Source organism: Amycolatopsis sp. NPDC003861 (genome assembly GCF_053605405.1).
In genome coordinates this window covers 1-16,582 of the sequence record NZ_JBSGJD010000015.1, presented here as the reverse complement: position 1 = coordinate 16,582, position 16,582 = coordinate 1, and the positions used below count along the sequence as shown (strand labels likewise).

At 71.3% G+C, this 16,582-nt stretch carries 20 protein-coding genes; 12 read left to right on the top strand and 8 right to left on the bottom strand.

The annotated features are described in order from the left end of the window. Positions 1-5 precede the first annotated feature (5 nt). Both ACWEVN_RS06490 and ACWEVN_RS06485 read left to right on the top strand, forming a co-directional pair. Positions 6-557, top strand: coding sequence for an AAA family ATPase (locus tag ACWEVN_RS06490; RefSeq protein ID WP_452050508.1), 552 nt, complete (start codon positions 6-8; stop codon positions 555-557). A gap of 22 nt (positions 558-579) precedes the next feature. Continuing rightward, positions 580-906 carry a DUF3024 domain-containing protein gene (locus ACWEVN_RS06485; protein WP_449687310.1) on the top strand — a complete coding sequence of 109 codons (327 nt, stop codon included), beginning with the start codon at positions 580-582 and terminating at the stop codon, positions 904-906. Here ACWEVN_RS06485 and ACWEVN_RS06480 read toward each other — a convergent pair. After that, the gene (locus tag ACWEVN_RS06480; protein WP_449687309.1) at positions 903-1,220 is read right to left on the bottom strand and encodes a nucleotide pyrophosphohydrolase; all 318 of its coding nucleotides are present in this window, start codon (positions 1,218-1,220) and stop codon (positions 903-905) included. The two genes, ACWEVN_RS06485 and ACWEVN_RS06480, sit on opposite strands and share 4 nt — an antisense overlap. 133 nt (positions 1,221-1,353) lie before the next feature. On the opposite strand from ACWEVN_RS06480, the gene ACWEVN_RS06475 reads away from it, so the two are divergent. The 3 genes from ACWEVN_RS06475 to ACWEVN_RS06465 all read left to right on the top strand — a co-directional run bounded on the left by ACWEVN_RS06475 (position 1,354) and on the right by ACWEVN_RS06465 (position 5,361). Continuing rightward, positions 1,354-2,274, top strand: coding sequence for a nitrate- and nitrite sensing domain-containing protein (locus ACWEVN_RS06475; RefSeq protein WP_449687308.1), 921 nt, complete (start codon positions 1,354-1,356; stop codon positions 2,272-2,274). Positions 2,275-2,362: 88 nt separating this feature from the next. Then, on the top strand, positions 2,363-3,688 hold the full coding sequence (locus ACWEVN_RS06470) for a DUF6880 family protein (protein WP_452050507.1): 1,326 nt from the start codon (positions 2,363-2,365) through the stop codon (positions 3,686-3,688). 164 nt (positions 3,689-3,852) lie between these two features. Beyond that, positions 3,853-5,361, top strand: a complete 1,509-nt coding sequence (locus tag ACWEVN_RS06465) for a hypothetical protein (protein ID WP_452050506.1) — start codon at positions 3,853-3,855, stop codon at positions 5,359-5,361. A gap of 3 nt (positions 5,362-5,364) precedes the next feature. Here ACWEVN_RS06465 and ACWEVN_RS06460 read toward each other — a convergent pair whose 3' ends face one another. The 3 genes from ACWEVN_RS06460 to ACWEVN_RS06450 all read right to left on the bottom strand — a co-directional run bounded on the left by ACWEVN_RS06460 (position 5,365) and on the right by ACWEVN_RS06450 (position 7,409). Further along, a complete protein-coding gene (locus tag ACWEVN_RS06460; protein ID WP_449687305.1) occupies positions 5,365-5,520 on the bottom strand; it encodes a hypothetical protein in 156 nt (51 codons plus the stop codon). 220 nt (positions 5,521-5,740) lie between these two features. Then, positions 5,741-6,673 carry a type I pantothenate kinase gene (coaA, locus tag ACWEVN_RS06455; protein ID WP_360166014.1) on the bottom strand — a complete coding sequence of 311 codons (933 nt, stop codon included), beginning with the start codon at positions 6,671-6,673 and terminating at the stop codon, positions 5,741-5,743. Between the two features lie 124 nt (positions 6,674-6,797). Further along, the gene (locus ACWEVN_RS06450) at positions 6,798-7,409 is read right to left on the bottom strand and encodes a macro domain-containing protein (protein ID WP_310968193.1); all 612 of its coding nucleotides are present in this window, start codon (positions 7,407-7,409) and stop codon (positions 6,798-6,800) included. Between the two features lie 98 nt (positions 7,410-7,507). On the opposite strand from ACWEVN_RS06450, the gene pheA reads away from it, so the two are divergent. The 3 genes from pheA (at position 7,508) to ACWEVN_RS06435 (ending at position 9,786) form a co-directional block, all read left to right on the top strand. After that, positions 7,508-8,416 carry a prephenate dehydratase gene (gene pheA, locus ACWEVN_RS06445; protein ID WP_452050505.1) on the top strand — a complete coding sequence of 303 codons (909 nt, stop codon included), beginning with the start codon at positions 7,508-7,510 and terminating at the stop codon, positions 8,414-8,416. After that, positions 8,413-9,030 carry a histidine phosphatase family protein gene (locus tag ACWEVN_RS06440; protein ID WP_449687303.1) on the top strand — a complete coding sequence of 206 codons (618 nt, stop codon included), beginning with the start codon at positions 8,413-8,415 and terminating at the stop codon, positions 9,028-9,030. Before pheA ends, ACWEVN_RS06440 begins: the two co-directional genes overlap by 4 nt. Before the next feature lie 117 nt (positions 9,031-9,147). Then, the gene (locus ACWEVN_RS06435) at positions 9,148-9,786 is read left to right on the top strand and encodes a DUF4232 domain-containing protein (RefSeq protein ID WP_452050537.1); all 639 of its coding nucleotides are present in this window, start codon (positions 9,148-9,150) and stop codon (positions 9,784-9,786) included. Here ACWEVN_RS06435 and ACWEVN_RS06430 read toward each other — a convergent pair. From ACWEVN_RS06430 to ACWEVN_RS06415, 4 genes are all read right to left on the bottom strand, one after another. Further along, positions 9,783-10,259 carry a hypothetical protein gene (locus ACWEVN_RS06430; RefSeq protein ID WP_449687302.1) on the bottom strand — a complete coding sequence of 159 codons (477 nt, stop codon included), beginning with the start codon at positions 10,257-10,259 and terminating at the stop codon, positions 9,783-9,785. The genes ACWEVN_RS06435 and ACWEVN_RS06430 overlap by 4 nt on opposite strands. A gap of 39 nt (positions 10,260-10,298) precedes the next feature. After that, positions 10,299-11,564: an MFS transporter gene (locus ACWEVN_RS06425; RefSeq protein WP_452050504.1), complete on the bottom strand. Its 1,266-nt coding sequence runs from the start codon at positions 11,562-11,564 to the stop codon at positions 10,299-10,301. Between the two features lie 165 nt (positions 11,565-11,729). Continuing rightward, a complete protein-coding gene (locus ACWEVN_RS06420; RefSeq protein WP_449687300.1) occupies positions 11,730-12,080 on the bottom strand; it encodes a metallopeptidase family protein in 351 nt (116 codons plus the stop codon). Next, the gene (locus ACWEVN_RS06415; protein WP_310968187.1) at positions 12,080-13,108 is read right to left on the bottom strand and encodes a septum formation family protein; all 1,029 of its coding nucleotides are present in this window, start codon (positions 13,106-13,108) and stop codon (positions 12,080-12,082) included. The genes ACWEVN_RS06420 and ACWEVN_RS06415 overlap by 1 nt, the downstream gene beginning before the upstream one ends. Positions 13,109-13,202: 94 nt before the next feature. Between ACWEVN_RS06415 and ACWEVN_RS06410 the strand changes: the two genes are divergently transcribed. The 4 genes from ACWEVN_RS06410 to ACWEVN_RS06395 are packed head-to-tail and all read left to right on the top strand — an operon-like array spanning position 13,203 to position 16,400. Further along, positions 13,203-13,814, top strand: coding sequence for a hypothetical protein (locus ACWEVN_RS06410; protein WP_449687299.1), 612 nt, complete (start codon positions 13,203-13,205; stop codon positions 13,812-13,814). Next, positions 13,815-14,981, top strand: a complete 1,167-nt coding sequence (locus ACWEVN_RS06405; RefSeq protein ID WP_449687297.1) for a glutathionylspermidine synthase family protein — start codon at positions 13,815-13,817, stop codon at positions 14,979-14,981. It abuts the gene before it with no gap. 37 nt (positions 14,982-15,018) lie between these two features. After that, positions 15,019-15,471 carry a DUF350 domain-containing protein gene (locus ACWEVN_RS06400; protein ID WP_310968184.1) on the top strand — a complete coding sequence of 151 codons (453 nt, stop codon included), beginning with the start codon at positions 15,019-15,021 and terminating at the stop codon, positions 15,469-15,471. Positions 15,472-15,494: 23 nt separating this feature from the next. Next, entirely contained in the window at positions 15,495-16,400 is a 906-nt protein-coding gene (locus ACWEVN_RS06395) for a haloalkane dehalogenase (protein WP_452050503.1), read from the top strand. Positions 16,401-16,582 lie beyond the last annotated feature (182 nt).

Genomic DNA, 16,582 nt, shown 5'->3' with positions numbered 1-16,582 from the left:
GTGCGGTGCCGCGACTGATCCACCTGAACGGGCCGTCCGGGATCGGGAAGTCCACGATCGCGCAGGCCTACACCGAGCAGCACCCCGGGGTGCTGAACCTCGACACCGACCGCGTCGTCTGCCTGATCGGGGGCTGGCGGGACACCTTCTTCGAGACCTTCAAGGCCGCGCAGCTGCTCGCCGTCGCCATGGCCGAGACGCACCTGCGGACCGGGCACGACGTTGTCATGCCGCAGCTCGCCACCCGGGTCGTCGACGTCGAACCGTTCGAGGCCGCGGCGGAGAAGTGCCAGGCCGAATATCGGGAAATCCTGCTCACCGCGGACAAATCCGTCGCCTGCGGGCGGTTCACCGAGCGGGCCGCGGCCGGGGCCGCCGCGACCAAGGGCATCGACGACGTCCTGCGGGAACGCGGGGGTACCGCCGTCGTCGAGCGGATCCACGACCAGCTCGCCGCCTACCTGCCGCAGCGGCCCGGGTGCGCCGTCGTGCGGACCGACGGGTGCTCGCCGCGGGACACCTACGCCGCCGTGCTCGCCCACCTGCGCGCCGGGTGACGCGGTCCGGTTCACTGGAGTCATGGCAATTCCGGAGCTCGCGCTGCGGCAGATCGAACGGTGGTGCGCGCAGCGCGTCCCCGAGCACCTCCAGGACCGGGTCCGGGTCGAGTGCCGGACGCGAGGCCGCGCGGTCACCATCGTCGAACGCCGTGCGCCGCAGGGCGGGTCCGGCTGGAGCGAGCAGGAGATCGCGCAGCTGCGGTTCGACGAGTTCGGCATCTGGTCGGTGTGGTGGGCCGACCGGGACGGGCAGTGGCTGAGCCACCCCGACGGGCCGGTCGCCAGCACGCCGCCCGCGCTGCTCGCCGAGATCGACCGCGACCCCTGCGGGGTGTTCTGGGGCTAGGCCGGCGGCGGGAACCGGACCTCGTTGCGGTCGATCTTCGCGTGGGCGGCCGCGGCCAGGTCGACGCCGAGGCGGTCGGCCAGCTGCAGCAGGTACAGCGTGACGTCCGCGATCTCGTCCAGCACCTTGCCCTCCAGCGCCGGATCCGCGCGCCACGCGTCGGATTCCTCGGGCGTCAGCCACTGGAACAGCGAGGTCAGCTCGCCGACTTCGCCGGAAAGCGCCATCACGAGGTTCTTCGGGGTGTGGTACGGCTCCCAGGCACGGGCCGCGGCGAAGTCGCGCAGCCGCTGGGTCACGTCGTCGAATGTCACGGCGCGATTGTGCCTGGTGGTCACAATGCGTCAGCGGCCGTATGGCGGACTGGCGTTGACCGGTGAATCTCTCACTCAATAGGTTGAACTTCGTCGGGATTGTTGCGGGGACCAAGGCTGGGAAGGGAACGTCTTGAAGTACCTGCGATCCGTCCGCGGCCGCATGCTGGGCATCGCGTTCATCCCCGGTGGCGCGCTCGTCGCCGTGGCTGTCGTGATCGCGATTCTCCTGATCCACCAAGCGGTTCGGACGCGGGACCTGGCCGTGGAGACGGCGGCCGCGGCGGACCGGACGGCCCGCGCGGTGGTCGCGTTGCAGGCCGAGCGGAGCGCGGCGATGGCCGCGCCCGAGCAGCGCAGTGCCGCGTACGCCGGCTACACCCAGCGGATCGAGTCCGCCATCGCCGGCCTGCGCGACTACGCGCGCCACGCCCCGGACGCCGAGTCCGGCTACCAGCAGACGACCGCCGTCGAGCTGCTTTCCGTCGCCGAAGGCATGGATCGCTCCGATTCCCTCGCCCTGGCCGGGCTGGACAACGTGACGCGGGGGTCGTTCACCTCCGCCGTCGCCTCCTACCGGGCCGAGCTGGCCCGGGTCGTCCCGCAGCTCACCGAGAGTGGCCGGATGGCGTACGAAACGCTCACGCGTAGCGCCGAATGGAGCAGGCTGGCCGCCGCCGAGAACGCTTTCACCGCCGCCGAACCGCTTCCGGTGCCCGAGCCCGCGTGGCGGAACGCTTCCTACGCCGTGTCCGCCCAGCTCGGCCTGCTGTACACGCAGCAGAGCCAGTACGCCGTGCAGCTGACGCTCGACGACGGCCGCCGCACCCTCGCCGGCGCCCTCGCCGCGGGGACGGCGCTCCTGCTGTTCGCCGTGCTCCTGATGGTGGTGGTCCGGCGGCTCGTGGCGCGGGTGCCGGTGCCGGTCGTCCCGATCATGGTGCCGACCGTCCACCCGGCCATCCCACGACCCCGCCACGCACGGTCACGACGGCCGGGGCTCCCGGACCCGTGGCCGCTGAAAGCCGTGTTCGACGACTTGCGCCGCCGATGAGGTGCTCACCCACCGTCACTGATTACTCCGAAAAGAGCACGCGGTTGGCCCACACGCGTGCTGGTGCCCGTCGGGCAGACTGGTGCGCGTGAGTCCCCCCTCGGATCTTCGCCCCTACCTGCGCACTTTGGACGCGGAGACGCTGGCGGACCTGCTGCACGCCCAAGCCGAGCGCGATCCCGAGCTGCGGCACTCGCTCGAACTGCGCGCGGCCACCCAATCCGGTGACGTCAGCGAGGCGCACCGGCTGCTGGACACCGCGGTCACCGACGGGAACGTCGAGTACACCGCGAAGATCGGCGCGGTCCTCGACACGCTGCAGCGGATGCTCGACGCCGGCAGCCGCGCCGACCTCGCCCCGCTGGCCCGGCGCACGGTCGACGACATCAGCGAGGTGCTGGAGCAGTCCGGCGACCACGCCGGCGACCTGGCGGACCGGCTGGACCGGGCGGTCGAGCTGTACGCCCGCGCGTGCGCCGCCCGGCCGCCGGACCCGGAGAAGCTGGCCGACTGGATCCTCGAGGTCGAGTTCGACGGCCCCGGCCGCCCGGTGATCGACCTCGCCGAGTTCGCGACCGCGCTGGGCGAGCCGGGGCTCAAGCGGATCAAGTCCACTGTGGACGACGTGCTCGCGGCGAACGGGCCGGGCCACCGCCGCGACGTGGCCGAACGGCTGCGGGAGCAGCTGGCCGAGGTGCTCGGCGACGTCGACGAGCTGGTGGCGATCCTGTCGGCCAAGCCGCCGCGGGTGGACGTCAGCCTCAAGATCGTCCGGGTGCTGCGGGCCGCCGGGCGGCACAGCGAGGCCATCGCGCACGCCGCCCGCGCGCTCACCCACGACAAGCAGCCGCCGGCACCCGAGCCGGAGAGCGAAACCTCCCGCCGTCGCAAGGAATTCGACGCCGAACCAGGCCCCGGGACCTACGCGGCTCTCCGCGAGGCCGCGACGAACGAGGGGAAGTGGACGACCCAGCGCCGGGAAGCGCTCGCTCGCCTGCGCGAACGCGCCGCCGAAGGTGCCGGACAAGCCGGCGAGCTCGTCCGCGTCCTGCTCGACGACGGCCGTCCCGACGAAGCCTGGCGCGCCTGCGTCCGGTTCGGTGCGTCCGCCGAACTCAAGCTCGAGCTGGCCGAACAGCGGGCGGCCGAGCACCCGGCCGAGGCGATCCCGGTTCTCCGCGAACACGTCGACGAGCTCATCGAGCGCAAGGATCCGCAGGCCTACCAGGAAGCCGCCCGCCGGCTGAAGCTGTTGCGCACCTTGCACAAGCGCGCCGAGACGCCCGACGAATTCACCGCTTACCTGGCCGCGCTGGTGGAAAACCACCGGCGGAAAACCCGGCTGATCACGGAAATCCGGACCGCCAGGATCGCGCTGCCTAAAGCCGTAACTTCGCCGCGCACCCCTCGTTGACCCGGGAGAACCGGTGATTCACGTGCACCGGGACATCGTGAGCGCGCCAGGCGTCGCGGTGGCCCAGTTCCGCCCTCCGGCTCGGCGCCTCCCCGTCGAGCACCCGGCGGGACCCGCGCCAGGGCCACCGCGACCCGTTCGCGGTGAAGTGAAAGCATGAGGCCATGAGCCCGGTCAGTCGCGCCCGCAAGAGGCAGCCGCAGCCCGTCACGCACAGCGTGACCGGCCTGTTCAAGGACGTCCTGAACGACTTCTCGGCGTTGGGCGCCGACCCCGCGCCGGTCGACGTCGAACTGCTCGCCTCCGAGGTGCTCGGCCAGTTCCGCGACCTGCCCGTCGAGGACGGCGAAGAGCCGCTCGGCCTGGAACTCATCGGCTTCGCCCAGCGCAAGATCACGCCGGGTGCCGCCGCGCTGCTGGCCGCCCTGAAGGTCGTCGCCGAGACCGACGTCGAGCGCAAGGCCGCCGACGCCGGGCTGCAGGTCGTCCTCGGCCGCGGCATCCCCGAGCCCGCCTTCGCCGCCGGGCTGGGCCGGGTCACCGCCGGCGAGTGCTGGCGGACCGGGGACGTCTACGGCGACGAGTCGTCCCTGCTGTGCGTCTTCACCCACGGCGACCAGGCGTACGGCCTGCTCGCGCTGCTCGACTTCACCGAGGGAGGCCGGGTGCGGGACCTCGTCGTGATCGACGGGCCCGCCGACGTCGTCGCCGAGATGCGGGAGCAATCCGACGCCGACCCGGAGCTGGTCCTCTTCGAGGCCGTCGACCCCGCCGAAGCCCACCGCCTGATCGCGGACGGCCTCGCCGCCACCGACCACCTCGACGAGGCCGACGTCAGCGAGGACTACGCCCGCTTCCACGCGGTCGCGCTCACCTGGTGCCGCGCGCTGCCGGAGCCGGCGCTCGTGCCCGAGGTCGCCGAGTGGTCCGACGCCGAACGCGCGGCCGTCGTCGAGCAGTTCGTCGCGGCGAGCGGTGAGGACGCCGACGCCGCCCGCTCGATCGGCAGCCTGCTGCTGGAGCACGGCCTGCGCACCGACCCGGGCAACCCGCTGCGCGTCGGGCCGGAGAAGATCGCGCGGTTCCTCGAGGGGCTGCTCGGCGAGGAGTACGAACTCGACGCCGACCACGAGGACGCCGTCGAGCCGGTCGTGCTGGCCTGGGTGCAGTGGACCGGCGAGCGGGCGCACCTGACCGAGACGGCGATCGCCGCCCTCGACGAGGCCGTCCAGGACTACCTGAGCGAGTACACCGACGAGGACGACTCCCCGCTGGAGCGCTACTTCGCCGACACCGGCGACCTGTCGCCGACCGAACTGGCCGACGCGCTGGAGCGCCGGATGTTCGCGGTGCCCTCGACGACCACGGAGATCGACGAGGAAGAGGTCGACCTCGACCCGACCGACGCCGACCAGCGCCGCGCGCTCGTCATCGCCGAGGCCGACGAGGACGAAGACGAGCAGCGGCTGATCCTGCGCGCGACGATCGTCGACCAGCTTTGGGACAACGAGCCCGCCGAGGTCTGGCAGGCCACCGAGCGCCTCCAGGAGGGTGAGCTCGACCGCGACGAGATCTTCGAGCAGCTCATCGACACGCTGGAAAACAGCCTGCTGGACGCGGAAAACCTCGAGTACGACGCCGACGCCTACGTCGAGGCGCTGGCCGAGCTCTGATCGCTAGGGGAGGGGTCCCGCGTGCTCCGCGGGCTTCGCTTTGCTGCGGCGCTCCTGCAGCCGGTCGTCGAAGTCGACGACGAAGGTTCCCGCGGCCATCGCGATCAGCAAGGCCAGACCGAGCACCGCACCGACCCACGTGAGGATCATGGTGAACATCGTGGGCCTCCTCCCCAGCTCAGAGCCGTTTTCCTGACTCCTTCAGGGTCGCTTTCACAACGCATGCCCGGTATCGGCCAACCGGTTACGGCTCAGCGGCCCGCCTCGGCCGAACGGCCGGTTTCCGGCGCGGAGAGTCGTCGCGGGTCAACGAATCGTGTGCGCGCCTTCGCTCAGCGTGCGAAAGCGCGGCATGTGGGTGACGGGGTGCGTGACCGGGTCAGAGCTTGCGCAAGCGGACCCGGTTGATGGTGTGGTCGCAGTCCTTGCGCAGCACCAGGGTCGCCCGGGGGCGGGTCGGCTTGATGTTCTCCATCAGGTTCGGCTCGTTGATCGAGTGCCACAGGTGGCGTGCTTCGGCGCGGGCCTCGTCGTCGGGCAGGCCGGCGAAGTGGTGGAAGTGCGACGCCGGGTCCGCGAACGCCGTGTGCCGCAGTTCCAGGAACCGCTCGACGTACCAGCGCTGGATGTCGTCGGTGTGCGCGTCGACGTAGATCGAGAAGTCGAAGAGGTCGGACACCATCAGCCGCGGCCCCGGCTGGAGCACGTTCAGGCCCTCGACGATGAGGATGTCCGGCTGCTGCACCACCTGCTCCTGGCCGGGCAGGATGTCGTAGGCCAGGTGCGAGTACACCGGCGCGGCGACCCGCTCGGCGCCCGACTTGACCTCGGTGACGAACCGCAGCAGCGCGCGGCGGTCGTAGCTCTCCGGGAACCCCTTGCGGTGCATGATCCCGCGGCGCATCAGCTCGGCGCGCGGGTAGAGGAAGCCGTCGGTGGTGACCAGGTCGACGCGGGGGTGGTCCGGCCAGCGGGCGAGCAGCGTGCGCAGGATGCGGGCGGTGGTCGACTTGCCGACCGCCACGCTCCCGGCGATGCCGATCACGAACGGGACCTTCGTGCCGCGGGAGTCGTCACCGAGGAACGTCGTCGTCGCTTCGTAGAGCCGCTGGCGGGCGGCGACCTGGAGGTTGATCAGGCGGGACAGCGGCAGGTAGACGTCGGCCACCTCGGCCAGGTCGACCTGCTCGCCGAGACCGCGCAGCCGCAGCAGCTCGGCCGCGGTCAGCGGCAACGGGGTCGAGCTCCTGAGTTCTTTCCACTGTTCCCGGTGCAGCTCGACATACGGGCTGAGTTCGCGGACCCGGGTCATCGCACACTCCTCCGGCCGTCGCCTGCACTGGCGGACGTTCACCTGCGTGATTAACGGTAGGGCTTACGGCCGGTGAAAGCGCTGTGACGTAGTCCACCCCCTCCCGGGGGTTGATCACCCAGCGTCACATTTTTCCGAAGACTTCGGCCCAGGCCGCGGCGACCTGCCGGGCGCAGGTCGCGGGGGCGACGCCGCCGACGCCGGTGCCGAGACCCGGCATCGCGATCGTGTCGACGAACTCCCGCACCGGGCCGTGGTCGAGCCGGCCGTCGCGCCAGGTCAGGAACACCGCGCGGGCGGCGAGGTACGGGTGGACGGTGTCGGCGGGCAGCCGTTCGCCGGGTTCCCGCATGGTCGGGGCGCTGATCAGCCAGGCCGGCTCGGCCTCGCCGGTGGGCACCACCACGGCGTCGCCGATCGGCAGCTCGCCGCCGTGGAAGGCCAGGACGGCGCTGCGGACGCTCTGCTCCACGCCCGGGAACGCCTGCGCGTAGACGGCGTCGATGCCGCCGCGCATCCAGCCGTAGGAGTTGGCCGGGCTGACCACCGCCTGGGCGACGACGTCGAGCACCGACCCGCGGTGCACCCGGACGCGGCCGGCCAGTTTCTGCGCGGCGGCGGTCCAGGCAGCGGCGAGTGGTTCATCGACGGCGCACAGCACCAGCTCCGGTGCGCGGGGGGCGAGCGGCGGCTTGGCGCCCTCACGTCCGGTGTGCGTGCCCGATTCGGCGGTCACCCGCTCAGCATCGCAAAAAATGCCACCCGGCGTAACCGGTTCCCGTACCGGCTGTCCGAGTGAATGTCGCCACGCTCGGGCCCCGTAGCCTGGGTGCTGTGTCACGGATCGCATACTTCGGCCCCCGAGGGACCTTCACCGAACAGGCCGCGCGGGTGCTCGCCGCCGGCGAAGAACTGATCCCGTACGAGACCGTCCGGCTCGCGATGACCGCGGTCCGCGCCGGCGAAGCGGACGCGGCGTGCGTCCCGATCGAGAACTCCGTCGAAGGCGTGGTGCCCACCACGCTCGACGGGTTCAGCGAGTCGACCCCGCTGGTCGCCGTCGCCGAGACGATCCTGCCGGTGCACTTCAGCGTGCTGACCCGGCCCGGGGGCGGGGAGATCCGGACCGTCGCCAGCCACCCGCACGCGCTGGCCCAGGTCCGCGAGTGGCTCGACGCGAACCTGCCGGGAGCGCACGCGGTGGCGTCGTCGTCGACGTCGGCCGCCGCGGTCGGCGTGCTGGAAGGCGACTTCGACGCGGCGGTCTGCGCGCCGGTCGCGAACGAGCACTACCACCTCGAGGTGCTGGCCACCGAGGTCGCCGACGTCTCCGACGCGGCGACGCGGTTCCTGCTGGTCCGTCGCCCGGGCGAGCTGCCGGACCCGACGGGGGCCGACCGGACGTCCGTGGTCGCCGCGGCCGCGAACCGCACCGGCACGCTCGCCGAGCTGCTCACCGAGCTGGCCGGCCGCGGCATCAACCTGACCCGGCTCGACGCCCGCCCGACGCGCAACAACTTCGGCGAGTACCGCTTCTTCATCGACTTCGAAGGCCACGTCGCCGAGCCGCGGGTCCTCGACGCGCTGACGGCGTTGCGCCGGCACTGTCGCAACCTGCGGTTCCTCGGCTCCCACCCGCGGGCCGACGGCGTCTCCACCACGATCGTCGACGGCTTCGGCAACGACGACTTCGTCGAAGCGGCCGTGTGGGCCGACGCGGTGCGCAAGGGGGACCTGGCGTGAGGCTGCTGCTCATCCGCCACGGGCAGACCGACGGGAACGTCCGCGGCGCGCTGGACACCGCCCTGCCCGGCCCGCCGCTGACCGACCTCGGCCGCCGGCAGGCGGACGCCCTCGCCGCCCGGCTCGCGGAGGAGCCGCTGGTCGCGGTGTACGCGTCGCAGGCGACGCGCGCTCAGCAGACGGCGGCGCCGCTGGCCGCGCGGTTCTCCCTGGACGTGCAGGTCGTCGACGGCGTGCACGAGGTAGTCGCGGGCGATCTCGAGGGGGCGACCGACCACGAGTCGATCCGGACCTACATGGAGACGGTCCGGCGCTGGACGCTCGGCGAGCTGGCGCCGTCGCTGCCCGGCGGGGAGAGCGGCACCAGCGTGCGCACCCGGATGCTGGACGCGGTCGGCCGGCTGCGCGCCAAGCACGAACAGGCCGACCCGGACGGCGTGATCGCCCTGGTCAGCCACGGTGGCGCGATCCGGCTGACCGGCGAATGGCTGGCCCCGAACGTGCACGCCGACGTCGCGAACGCCGCGTTGATCCCGAACACCGGGCTGGTGGAGCTGGTGGCGCAGCCGGAGGGCCGGTGGCGGTGCCTGACCTGGGTCGACACCCCGCTCTGAAGATCCCGAAAGTGTGATTCCGTCACGTTTAGAACACGCCTGGTGGGGAATTTACGAAAGCAGCCAACCCGGCCGCGTCCCGGTACGTCTACCCAGTAGCACCACACCAGGGAGGCGATTGACATGAAGCTTTCACGGTTGTTCCCGGTCGTCGCGGCTTCGGCGGGCGTTCTCGCGCTCTCCGCCTGCGGCGGGGGCGGCACCACGAACGCGGCGAGCAGCTCGACGCCGTCCAGCTCGGAGTCACCGACCGCCACCCCCACGGTCACCACCGCCACGTCGAGCGCGTCCGCCACGCCGGCCGCGCCGCCGGTCGCCCAGCCCGCGGACGACGGGCTGTGCAAGGCCGGCGACGTCAAGCTCTCGCTCGGCCAGGGCGACGCGGGCGCCGGCTCGATGTACCGGCCGCTGCTCATCACGAACTCCAGCGCGGAGCCCTGCACCATCCAGGGCTTCCCCGGCGTGTCGTATGTGGCCGGTCCGGACGGGCACCAGGTCGGCAAGGACGCCTTCCGCGAAGGCACCAAGGGCAACGCCGTCAAGCTGAACCCGGGCCAGACCGCGGCCGCCGACATCCAGTTCGTCAACGTGCGGAACTTCGACCCGGGCGCCTGCCAGCCGACGGCGGTCCGGGGCCTGCGCATCTACCTGCCGCAGGAGACCGCGTCGAACTTCGTGCCCTCGGAGGGCACGGGCTGCGCCGGTACGAAGATCCCCGGCAACCAGTTGGCCGTGAAGACGGTCCACCCAGCCTAAATGCGGCCGCAAATCTCCTTCGCCTCGGTCAGGTGCCGCTGGCCGGAGATGTCGTTGAAGTGCAGGCTCAGCACCATCCGGCTGACGCCGTCGATGTGGTCGGCCAGCGGCTGGTAGTTGGCGTTCACCTGGGCGGCGGCCGCGGACAGCTCGCGCGCGGCCACCATCCGGTGCAGCCGCTCCCCGCTGAGCGCGGGGGTCAGCGACGGCTGCGCGTCCCGGCTCGTGTCGGGCAGCTCGCCCACCCGGTCGAGCGCCTGGCACGCCGCGACGGCGTCGTCGAGCGCGCCGGCGTGCACTCCGGACAGTCCCCAGAGGAGCCCGAGCACGCTGCCGCCCAGCACGAACCCGGCCACCCCGCAGAGCACGAGCAACCGGCGTGCCGGCGGGGGCGGCTTGACCTCGACCTCCTCCGAAGGCTCGTCGAAGTCCGGATCGGCGTCGGTGCCGGTCCCCGGGTCCACGGTGCGCATGCCTGCCTCCTCACCACCTGGGTGAGGAGCTATTTCAGCTCACAATCCCGGATCGTGGTGGGTCAGCGCCGCGGCTGAGTCCGATTTGTCACCGAGGGAGAACCGCCGCAGCGCGCCGACCGCGAACGCGGCGATCACCAGCATGGCGACGCCGGACACCGCGAAGGTCCGCGCGGCCGAACCGAGCTGCTCGGTCAGCACGCCGCCCAGCAGCGCGCCGAGCGGGATCGCGCCCCAGACGACCGTGCGCCACACCCCGAGCACCCGGCCGAGCAGCTCGCCGGGCACGAGCGTGTGCCGGGCCGTCGCGAGCACGACGTTCACCGCCACCACCGCCGCCGCGAACAGCCCGAACAGCGCCGCGCCCGCGACCGGCGAGCGCACCAGGCCCATCCCGCCGAACCCGAGGCCGCAGCAGACGATCCCGCCGGCCACGACCGGGAGCCGTCCGGTCGCCCGCACCAGCCGTGGGGCCACGCCCGCGCCGAGCAGCCCGCCGATCCCGCCGACGAAGGCGAAGAACCCGAAGGTCGCGTCGGACAGGTGGAGGTCCTCGAGCGCGTACAGCACCAGCTGGGCCTGCGCGAGCTCGCTGACCAGGCTCAGCAGCCCGGCGACGACGACCAGCCGCAGCAGCAGCGGGTGCCCGCGCAGCCAGCGCAGGCCGTCGGCGAGCTCGGTGCGCAGCTTCGCCGGTGCGACCGGCGTCTCCGCCTTCGCGCGGTAAGTGCCGGCCAGCCCGAGCAGCACCGCCGCCGCGATCGCGAAGCCGGCGGAGTTGAGGATGAACGGGAAGGCGGCGAAGAGGGCGAAGGTCAGGCTGCCGACCGGGCCGCCGAGGAACGTCTGCCCGACGATCTCGCAGGCCTGCAGCTTGCTGTTGGCGGCGTCCAGCGACCGGTTTCCGACGACCGCCGGGATGAGCGCGTTCGCCGCGCTGTCGGCGATCGTCTCGGCCGTCCCGATGATCAGCGCGGTCAGGTAGACCAGCCAGATCGTCATGCCGCCGGTGGCGACGAGCACGGCCAGCGCGCCGACCGCGGCCGCGCGGGCGGAGTTCGCGACGATCATCGCGCGCCGCCGGTCGATCCGGTCGACCAGCGCGCCGGCCACCGCGGCGAACAGCAGCCACGGCAGGAACTGGGTGGCGGACAGGCCGGCGATGAGCACCGGATCTCGGGTCAGGGTCGTGGCCAGCAGGGGCAGGGCCACCTTGCCGATGCCGTCCCCCAGGTGGGACGCCGCGCTCGACGTCAGCAGCCAGGTGAGTCTTCGGCCACTCCCGTCGTTCCGGGCTTCGTTCACTGTGCCTCCCCCGCACGCCGCCCGACGACTTCGCGTACGAGGATAACCGCGGAGATGGCTGCGCGTGGTCACGTTGTCACTAACGGTGAATCTCGTGACAGTATCCGCTGGCAAGCGCGGAATTCGGTGGAACGTGGGGAGGGGACGCGGGAATCCGGGCCGGGGTCAGCCCCAGCCGAGCTCGTGCAGCCGGGCGTCGTCGATGCCGAAGTGGTGGCCCAGCTCGTGCACGACGGTGATCAGGACCTCCTCGACGACCTCGTCCTCGTCCTCGCACATGGCGAGGATCGGCTGCCGGTAGATCGAGATCCGGTCGGGCAGCACCCCGCCGTAGGACGACGTCCGCTCGGTCAGCGCGATGCCGTGGTAGAGCCCGAGGATGTCCGGTGCCTCGTCGTTGAACTCCTCGACCAGCACGACGACGTTGTCCATCGCGCGCGCGAACTCGGCCGGCACCTCGTCCAGGGCTTCCGAGACCAGTTCTTCGAACCGCTCCCGGCTCATCTCGACGGCCATCAGCCGTTCTGCTTCGTCGACGGAGGGGCGGAGTTCGACGTGGCCGGGCCACCGCCGCCGTCGGAAGGCGGGCCGCCGTCCTGGGGCTGGCCGCCGTCCGGGCCGGCCGGGGCGGCCTTGATGCTGCCGGTCACCGCCTGCAGGCCGCTCTTGTCGGGCAGCAGCGAGGCCACCTTGCAGTTGACCTTGGTCGAGCCGGTGTCCCAGCTCTCCTGCTCCCGCAGGTCCCAGGTCAGGATCAGCTTCTTGGCGTCGAGGTCGGCGCCGCCGGTGTAGTCGCCGGCCGCCTTGTTGCACTCGGTGTCGAGCCAGGCCTTCTGGTCGTCCTGGGAGGGGTAGCCCTCCTTGAACTTCGTCTTGAGGTCGAGGGTCGCGACGATCTCGTACGAGTGCGGCTTCGTGCAGTCGATCGGGTCGCCGACGCCCTTGCCGAGCAGGGCCAGGCAGGTGCCCGGCTCGAAGACCAGCGACTGGTCCTGGTCCTTGGCCGGCCCGGTGGTCGGCAGCAGCTTGCCGCCGGGGCCCGCCCACTGCAGGCCGCACCGGAGCTGGCGGTCGCCGTCGTCCCACTGCGACGGCGTCGGGCGGAGCAGGTTGGTCGTGAGCTTGCCGTACGGGTCGAGCTTGTGCCCGAGGTAGGGCTTCACGTCCGAGGTGCACTTCTGCTGCGCGATCTGCTGCCACTGCTCCAGCGACGGGACGGGGGCGCCCTCCGGGAACTGGGCGCCGATGTCCACGAGCGTGGTCACCTCGAACAGGTGCGGCTCGGTGCAGGCCACCTTGCGCGCGTCGCTCGCGTCCGGGTTGTCCCAGGTCAGGCAGCTGCCGGGCGGGGAGTGGAAGGCTTCCTGGGCGGCCGCGGACAGCTTGCCGGCGCCGCCACCGGACCCGCCGGTGATGCCGTCGCTCCACGAGAACACGACGCTGAGCGCGAGCGCGATCAACGCGCCCGCGAAGATCCCGCCCATCACGACGCGGGTGCGCAGCGTCTGGGTGGCGGTGGGGAACCGATCGGCGCTGGGAGACATCGCAGTCCATGATGCCCGCGCCGCGCATGACGTGCGCGGTCCGGGTGGTTAGGGTGGTCACGGTTTCGCGGTGGCCGGTGATTACGGAGCGCACATGACGCAGGACAACAATACTGGGGACCAGCCGCCCCCCGAGCCGCCGAAGCGCGGCTCGATGAGGTTTCAGGACTCGAACACCCAGCCCCGCCAGCCCTCGCTGGCCGAGCAGCGGGCCCGGCAGCAGGCGCTGGCCCAGGAGGAACGGGACGAGGAGCTGGCCCGCCAGGCCGACGCCAAGGCGGCGACCCGGCGCAAGATCCTGATCGGCAGCGGGGTCACGGTCGGGCTCGTCGGCCTGGTCGCGACGTTCTACACGGTCGCGAAGCCGCAGGGCGAGGTCACGGCGGTCTGCACCGACTCGAACGGGGTCGTCCAGAACGACGACTACTGCGACGACAACTACGTCACGAGCCACGGCGGCTACCACAGCGGCGGCTTCCTGTTCCTGCCGATCCCGGGCGGCGGCTACAACAGCTACCGCTACAACTACGGCGGCACCGGGGTCATCGGGCAGCGGGTGAGCGGTGGCACGTACGACGCGCCGTCGTCGCGGACCAGCGTCAACACGAAGTCCGGCAAGTCCGTCCAGCGCGGCGGCTTCGGCATCAGCGGGAAGAGCGGCAGCACCGGGGGCACCGGCGGCAGCGGCAAGAGCGGGGGATCGTAGGTGTACCGGGACCGGCGGGAGCCGCGGCGCGACTGGCAGCGGATCGTCGAAGAGCAGGGGCTCGTCTACGGCACGCCGGCCCGCGACAGCAGCGGCCGGATGCGGCCGTACTGGGACGAGTCCGTGCACTACGTCTTCGAGATGGACGAGGTCCTGTCCCTCGAGGCCGACGTCGAACTGCTGCACTCGATGTGCCTGGAAGCCGTCGACAACGTCGTGACGACCGAGGGCTACCAGCGCTTCGGCATCCCCGAGTGGGTCTGGCCGCACATCGCCGAGTCGTGGAAGCGGCAGGACCCGCACGTCTACGGCCGGTTCGACCTGCGCTACGACGGCAAGTCGCCGGCGAAGCTGCTCGAGTACAACGCGGACACGCCGACCACGCTGCTGGAGGCGTCGCTGCTGCAGTGGCACTGGAAGACCGACGTCTTCCCGGACGACGACCAGTGGAACTCGATCCACGAGAAGCTGGTCGAGCGCTGGTCGCAGCTGCAGGACAAGCTGCCGTCGAACGAGCTGCACTTCACCTGGTCGGCGGCCGACCCGTCGGGTGAGGACAACGTCACGACGGCGTACCTGCAGGAGACCGCGGCCGAGGCCGGGCTGGACACGGTGGGCCTGGCGATCGAGGAGATCGGCTGGGACCCGGTGCTCAAGCGGTTCGTCGACCTCGAAGAGGCGCAGATGGCGACCGTGCTGAAGCTGTACCCGTGGGAGTGGGTGGTCGACGAGGAGTTCGGCCGCCACGCCGTCGAGTCGCTGCCGCGGACGCTGTGGATCGAGCCGCTCTGGAAGATGATCCTCTCCAACAAGACGCTGCTGGCGATCCTGTGGGAGAACTACCCGGGCCACCCGAACCTGCTGCCGGCGTTCGCCGACGACCCGGGCCTGCTGACGGAGTACGTCCGCAAGCCGAAGCTGGGCCGCGAGGGCGCGAACGTCCAGATCGTCGCGACCGGCTACGAAACCCAGACCGACGGCGTGTACGGCGCCGAAGGCTTCGTCTACCAGGCGTTCGACCCCCTGCCCGAGTTCGACGGCTACCGGCCGGCGCTCGGCGCGTGGATCGTCGGCGACACCTCCGCCGGCCTGGGCATCCGAGAGACTGGCGGCCTGGTGACCGACGACGGTGCCGCCTTCGTCCCACATCGCATCGTCGAGTCGTGATAAAACACCCCATCGCTGACCTCTTGGGAGAAAACTCGTGACCTCGACGCTTGCGCTGTCCGACACGTTCGGCTCCGACCTCGTGCGGGGGATCGGCGCGATCCTGCTGTACGGCGTCGTCGGCCTGCTGCTGATGTTCGCCGGCTTCTACGCGATCGACTGGACCACGCCCGGCAAGCTGTCGAAGCTGGTGACCCAGGGCCTGCCGAACGCCGTGATCGTGACGGCGTCCGGGATGCTCTCGATGGCGTTCATCGTGGTGGTGGCGATCTTCAACTCGGCGAGCGACCTGACGGAAGGTCTGATCACCTCGCTGGTCTACGGCCTGCTGGGGATCGCGGTCCAGGTGATCGCGGTCCGGCTCCTGGAGTGGGCCACCCGCATCGACGTGGCCTCGACCATCGAGAGCGAGAAGTTCGCCCCGGTGAGCATCGTGGTCGCGGCGGCCCACCTCGGCCTGGGCCTCGTGGTGGCGGTCGGCATTTCCTGACGTTCCCCACTACCGTGGGGTAGGTGCGCCTGCTGAGGACACCGGACGACCGGTTCACGGACCTGCCCGAGTTCCCGTACGAGCCCCGCTACGCGGAGCTGGCCGACCCCCACGGCGGCCGGATCAGAGTGGGGTACGTCGAGGCAGGCCCGGCGGACGGCCCGGTGGTCCTCTTGCTACACGGCGAGCCGAGCTGGTCGTTCCTGTACCGCAAGATGCTCCCGGTCCTGGCGGCCGCGGGCCTGCGGGCGATCGCCCCGGACCTGGTGGGCTTCGGCCGGTCCGACAAGCCGGCCGAGCTCGCGGACCATTCGTACGCCCGGCACGTGGAGTGGATGCACGGCTTCGCGTTCAACGCCCTGGACCTGCACGACGTGACGTTGGTCGGCCAGGATTGGGGAGGGTTGATCGGCCTGCGGATGGTGGCTTCGTCGCCATCGCGGTTCGCCGGGATCGTGGCTTCGAACACCGGCCTGCCGACGGGCGACATCGACATGCCGCCGGCGTGGTACGCATTCCGCACGGCGGTGGAGAAGGCCCCGGTGCTGGACGTAGCGCGTTTCGTGCAGTCGGGGTGCAAGTCGGTGTTGTCGGAAGCGGAGAGGGCGGCTTACGACGCACCGTTCCCGAACGAGATGTACAAGGCGGGCCCGCGAGCAATGCCGGGCCTGGTGCCGTACCAGCCGGACAACCCGGCATCGGCGGCGAACCGCGAGGCGTGGAAGACGCTGACCGAGCTGGAGATTCCGTTCTTGGTGGCGTTTTCCGACGGCGACCCGATAACCGGGGGCATGGCACCGGTGTTGAGGCGCTCGATGAAGGGCGCGCAGGGACTGGAGCACCCGGTGATCAAGGGGGCGGGGCACTTCCTGCAGGAGGACGCGGGCGAGGAGCTGGCTGAACAGGTGGCGCGCTTCGTGCGGGGTTGATCGAACCGGCGGCCGGGAGTGCGAGCCAGGTTGGGGGCGCTGCGAACCGGCGGCCGGCGACGTAAGGGGACCAGCGACGTCACCAGACCTCCCCCGCCCCTCATCCCAGCTATCCCTTCAGTCGGCGGCCGGGTGTGTCAAGGCACGCTTTCCCGCCTTGACACACCCGGGCGACGACTGAG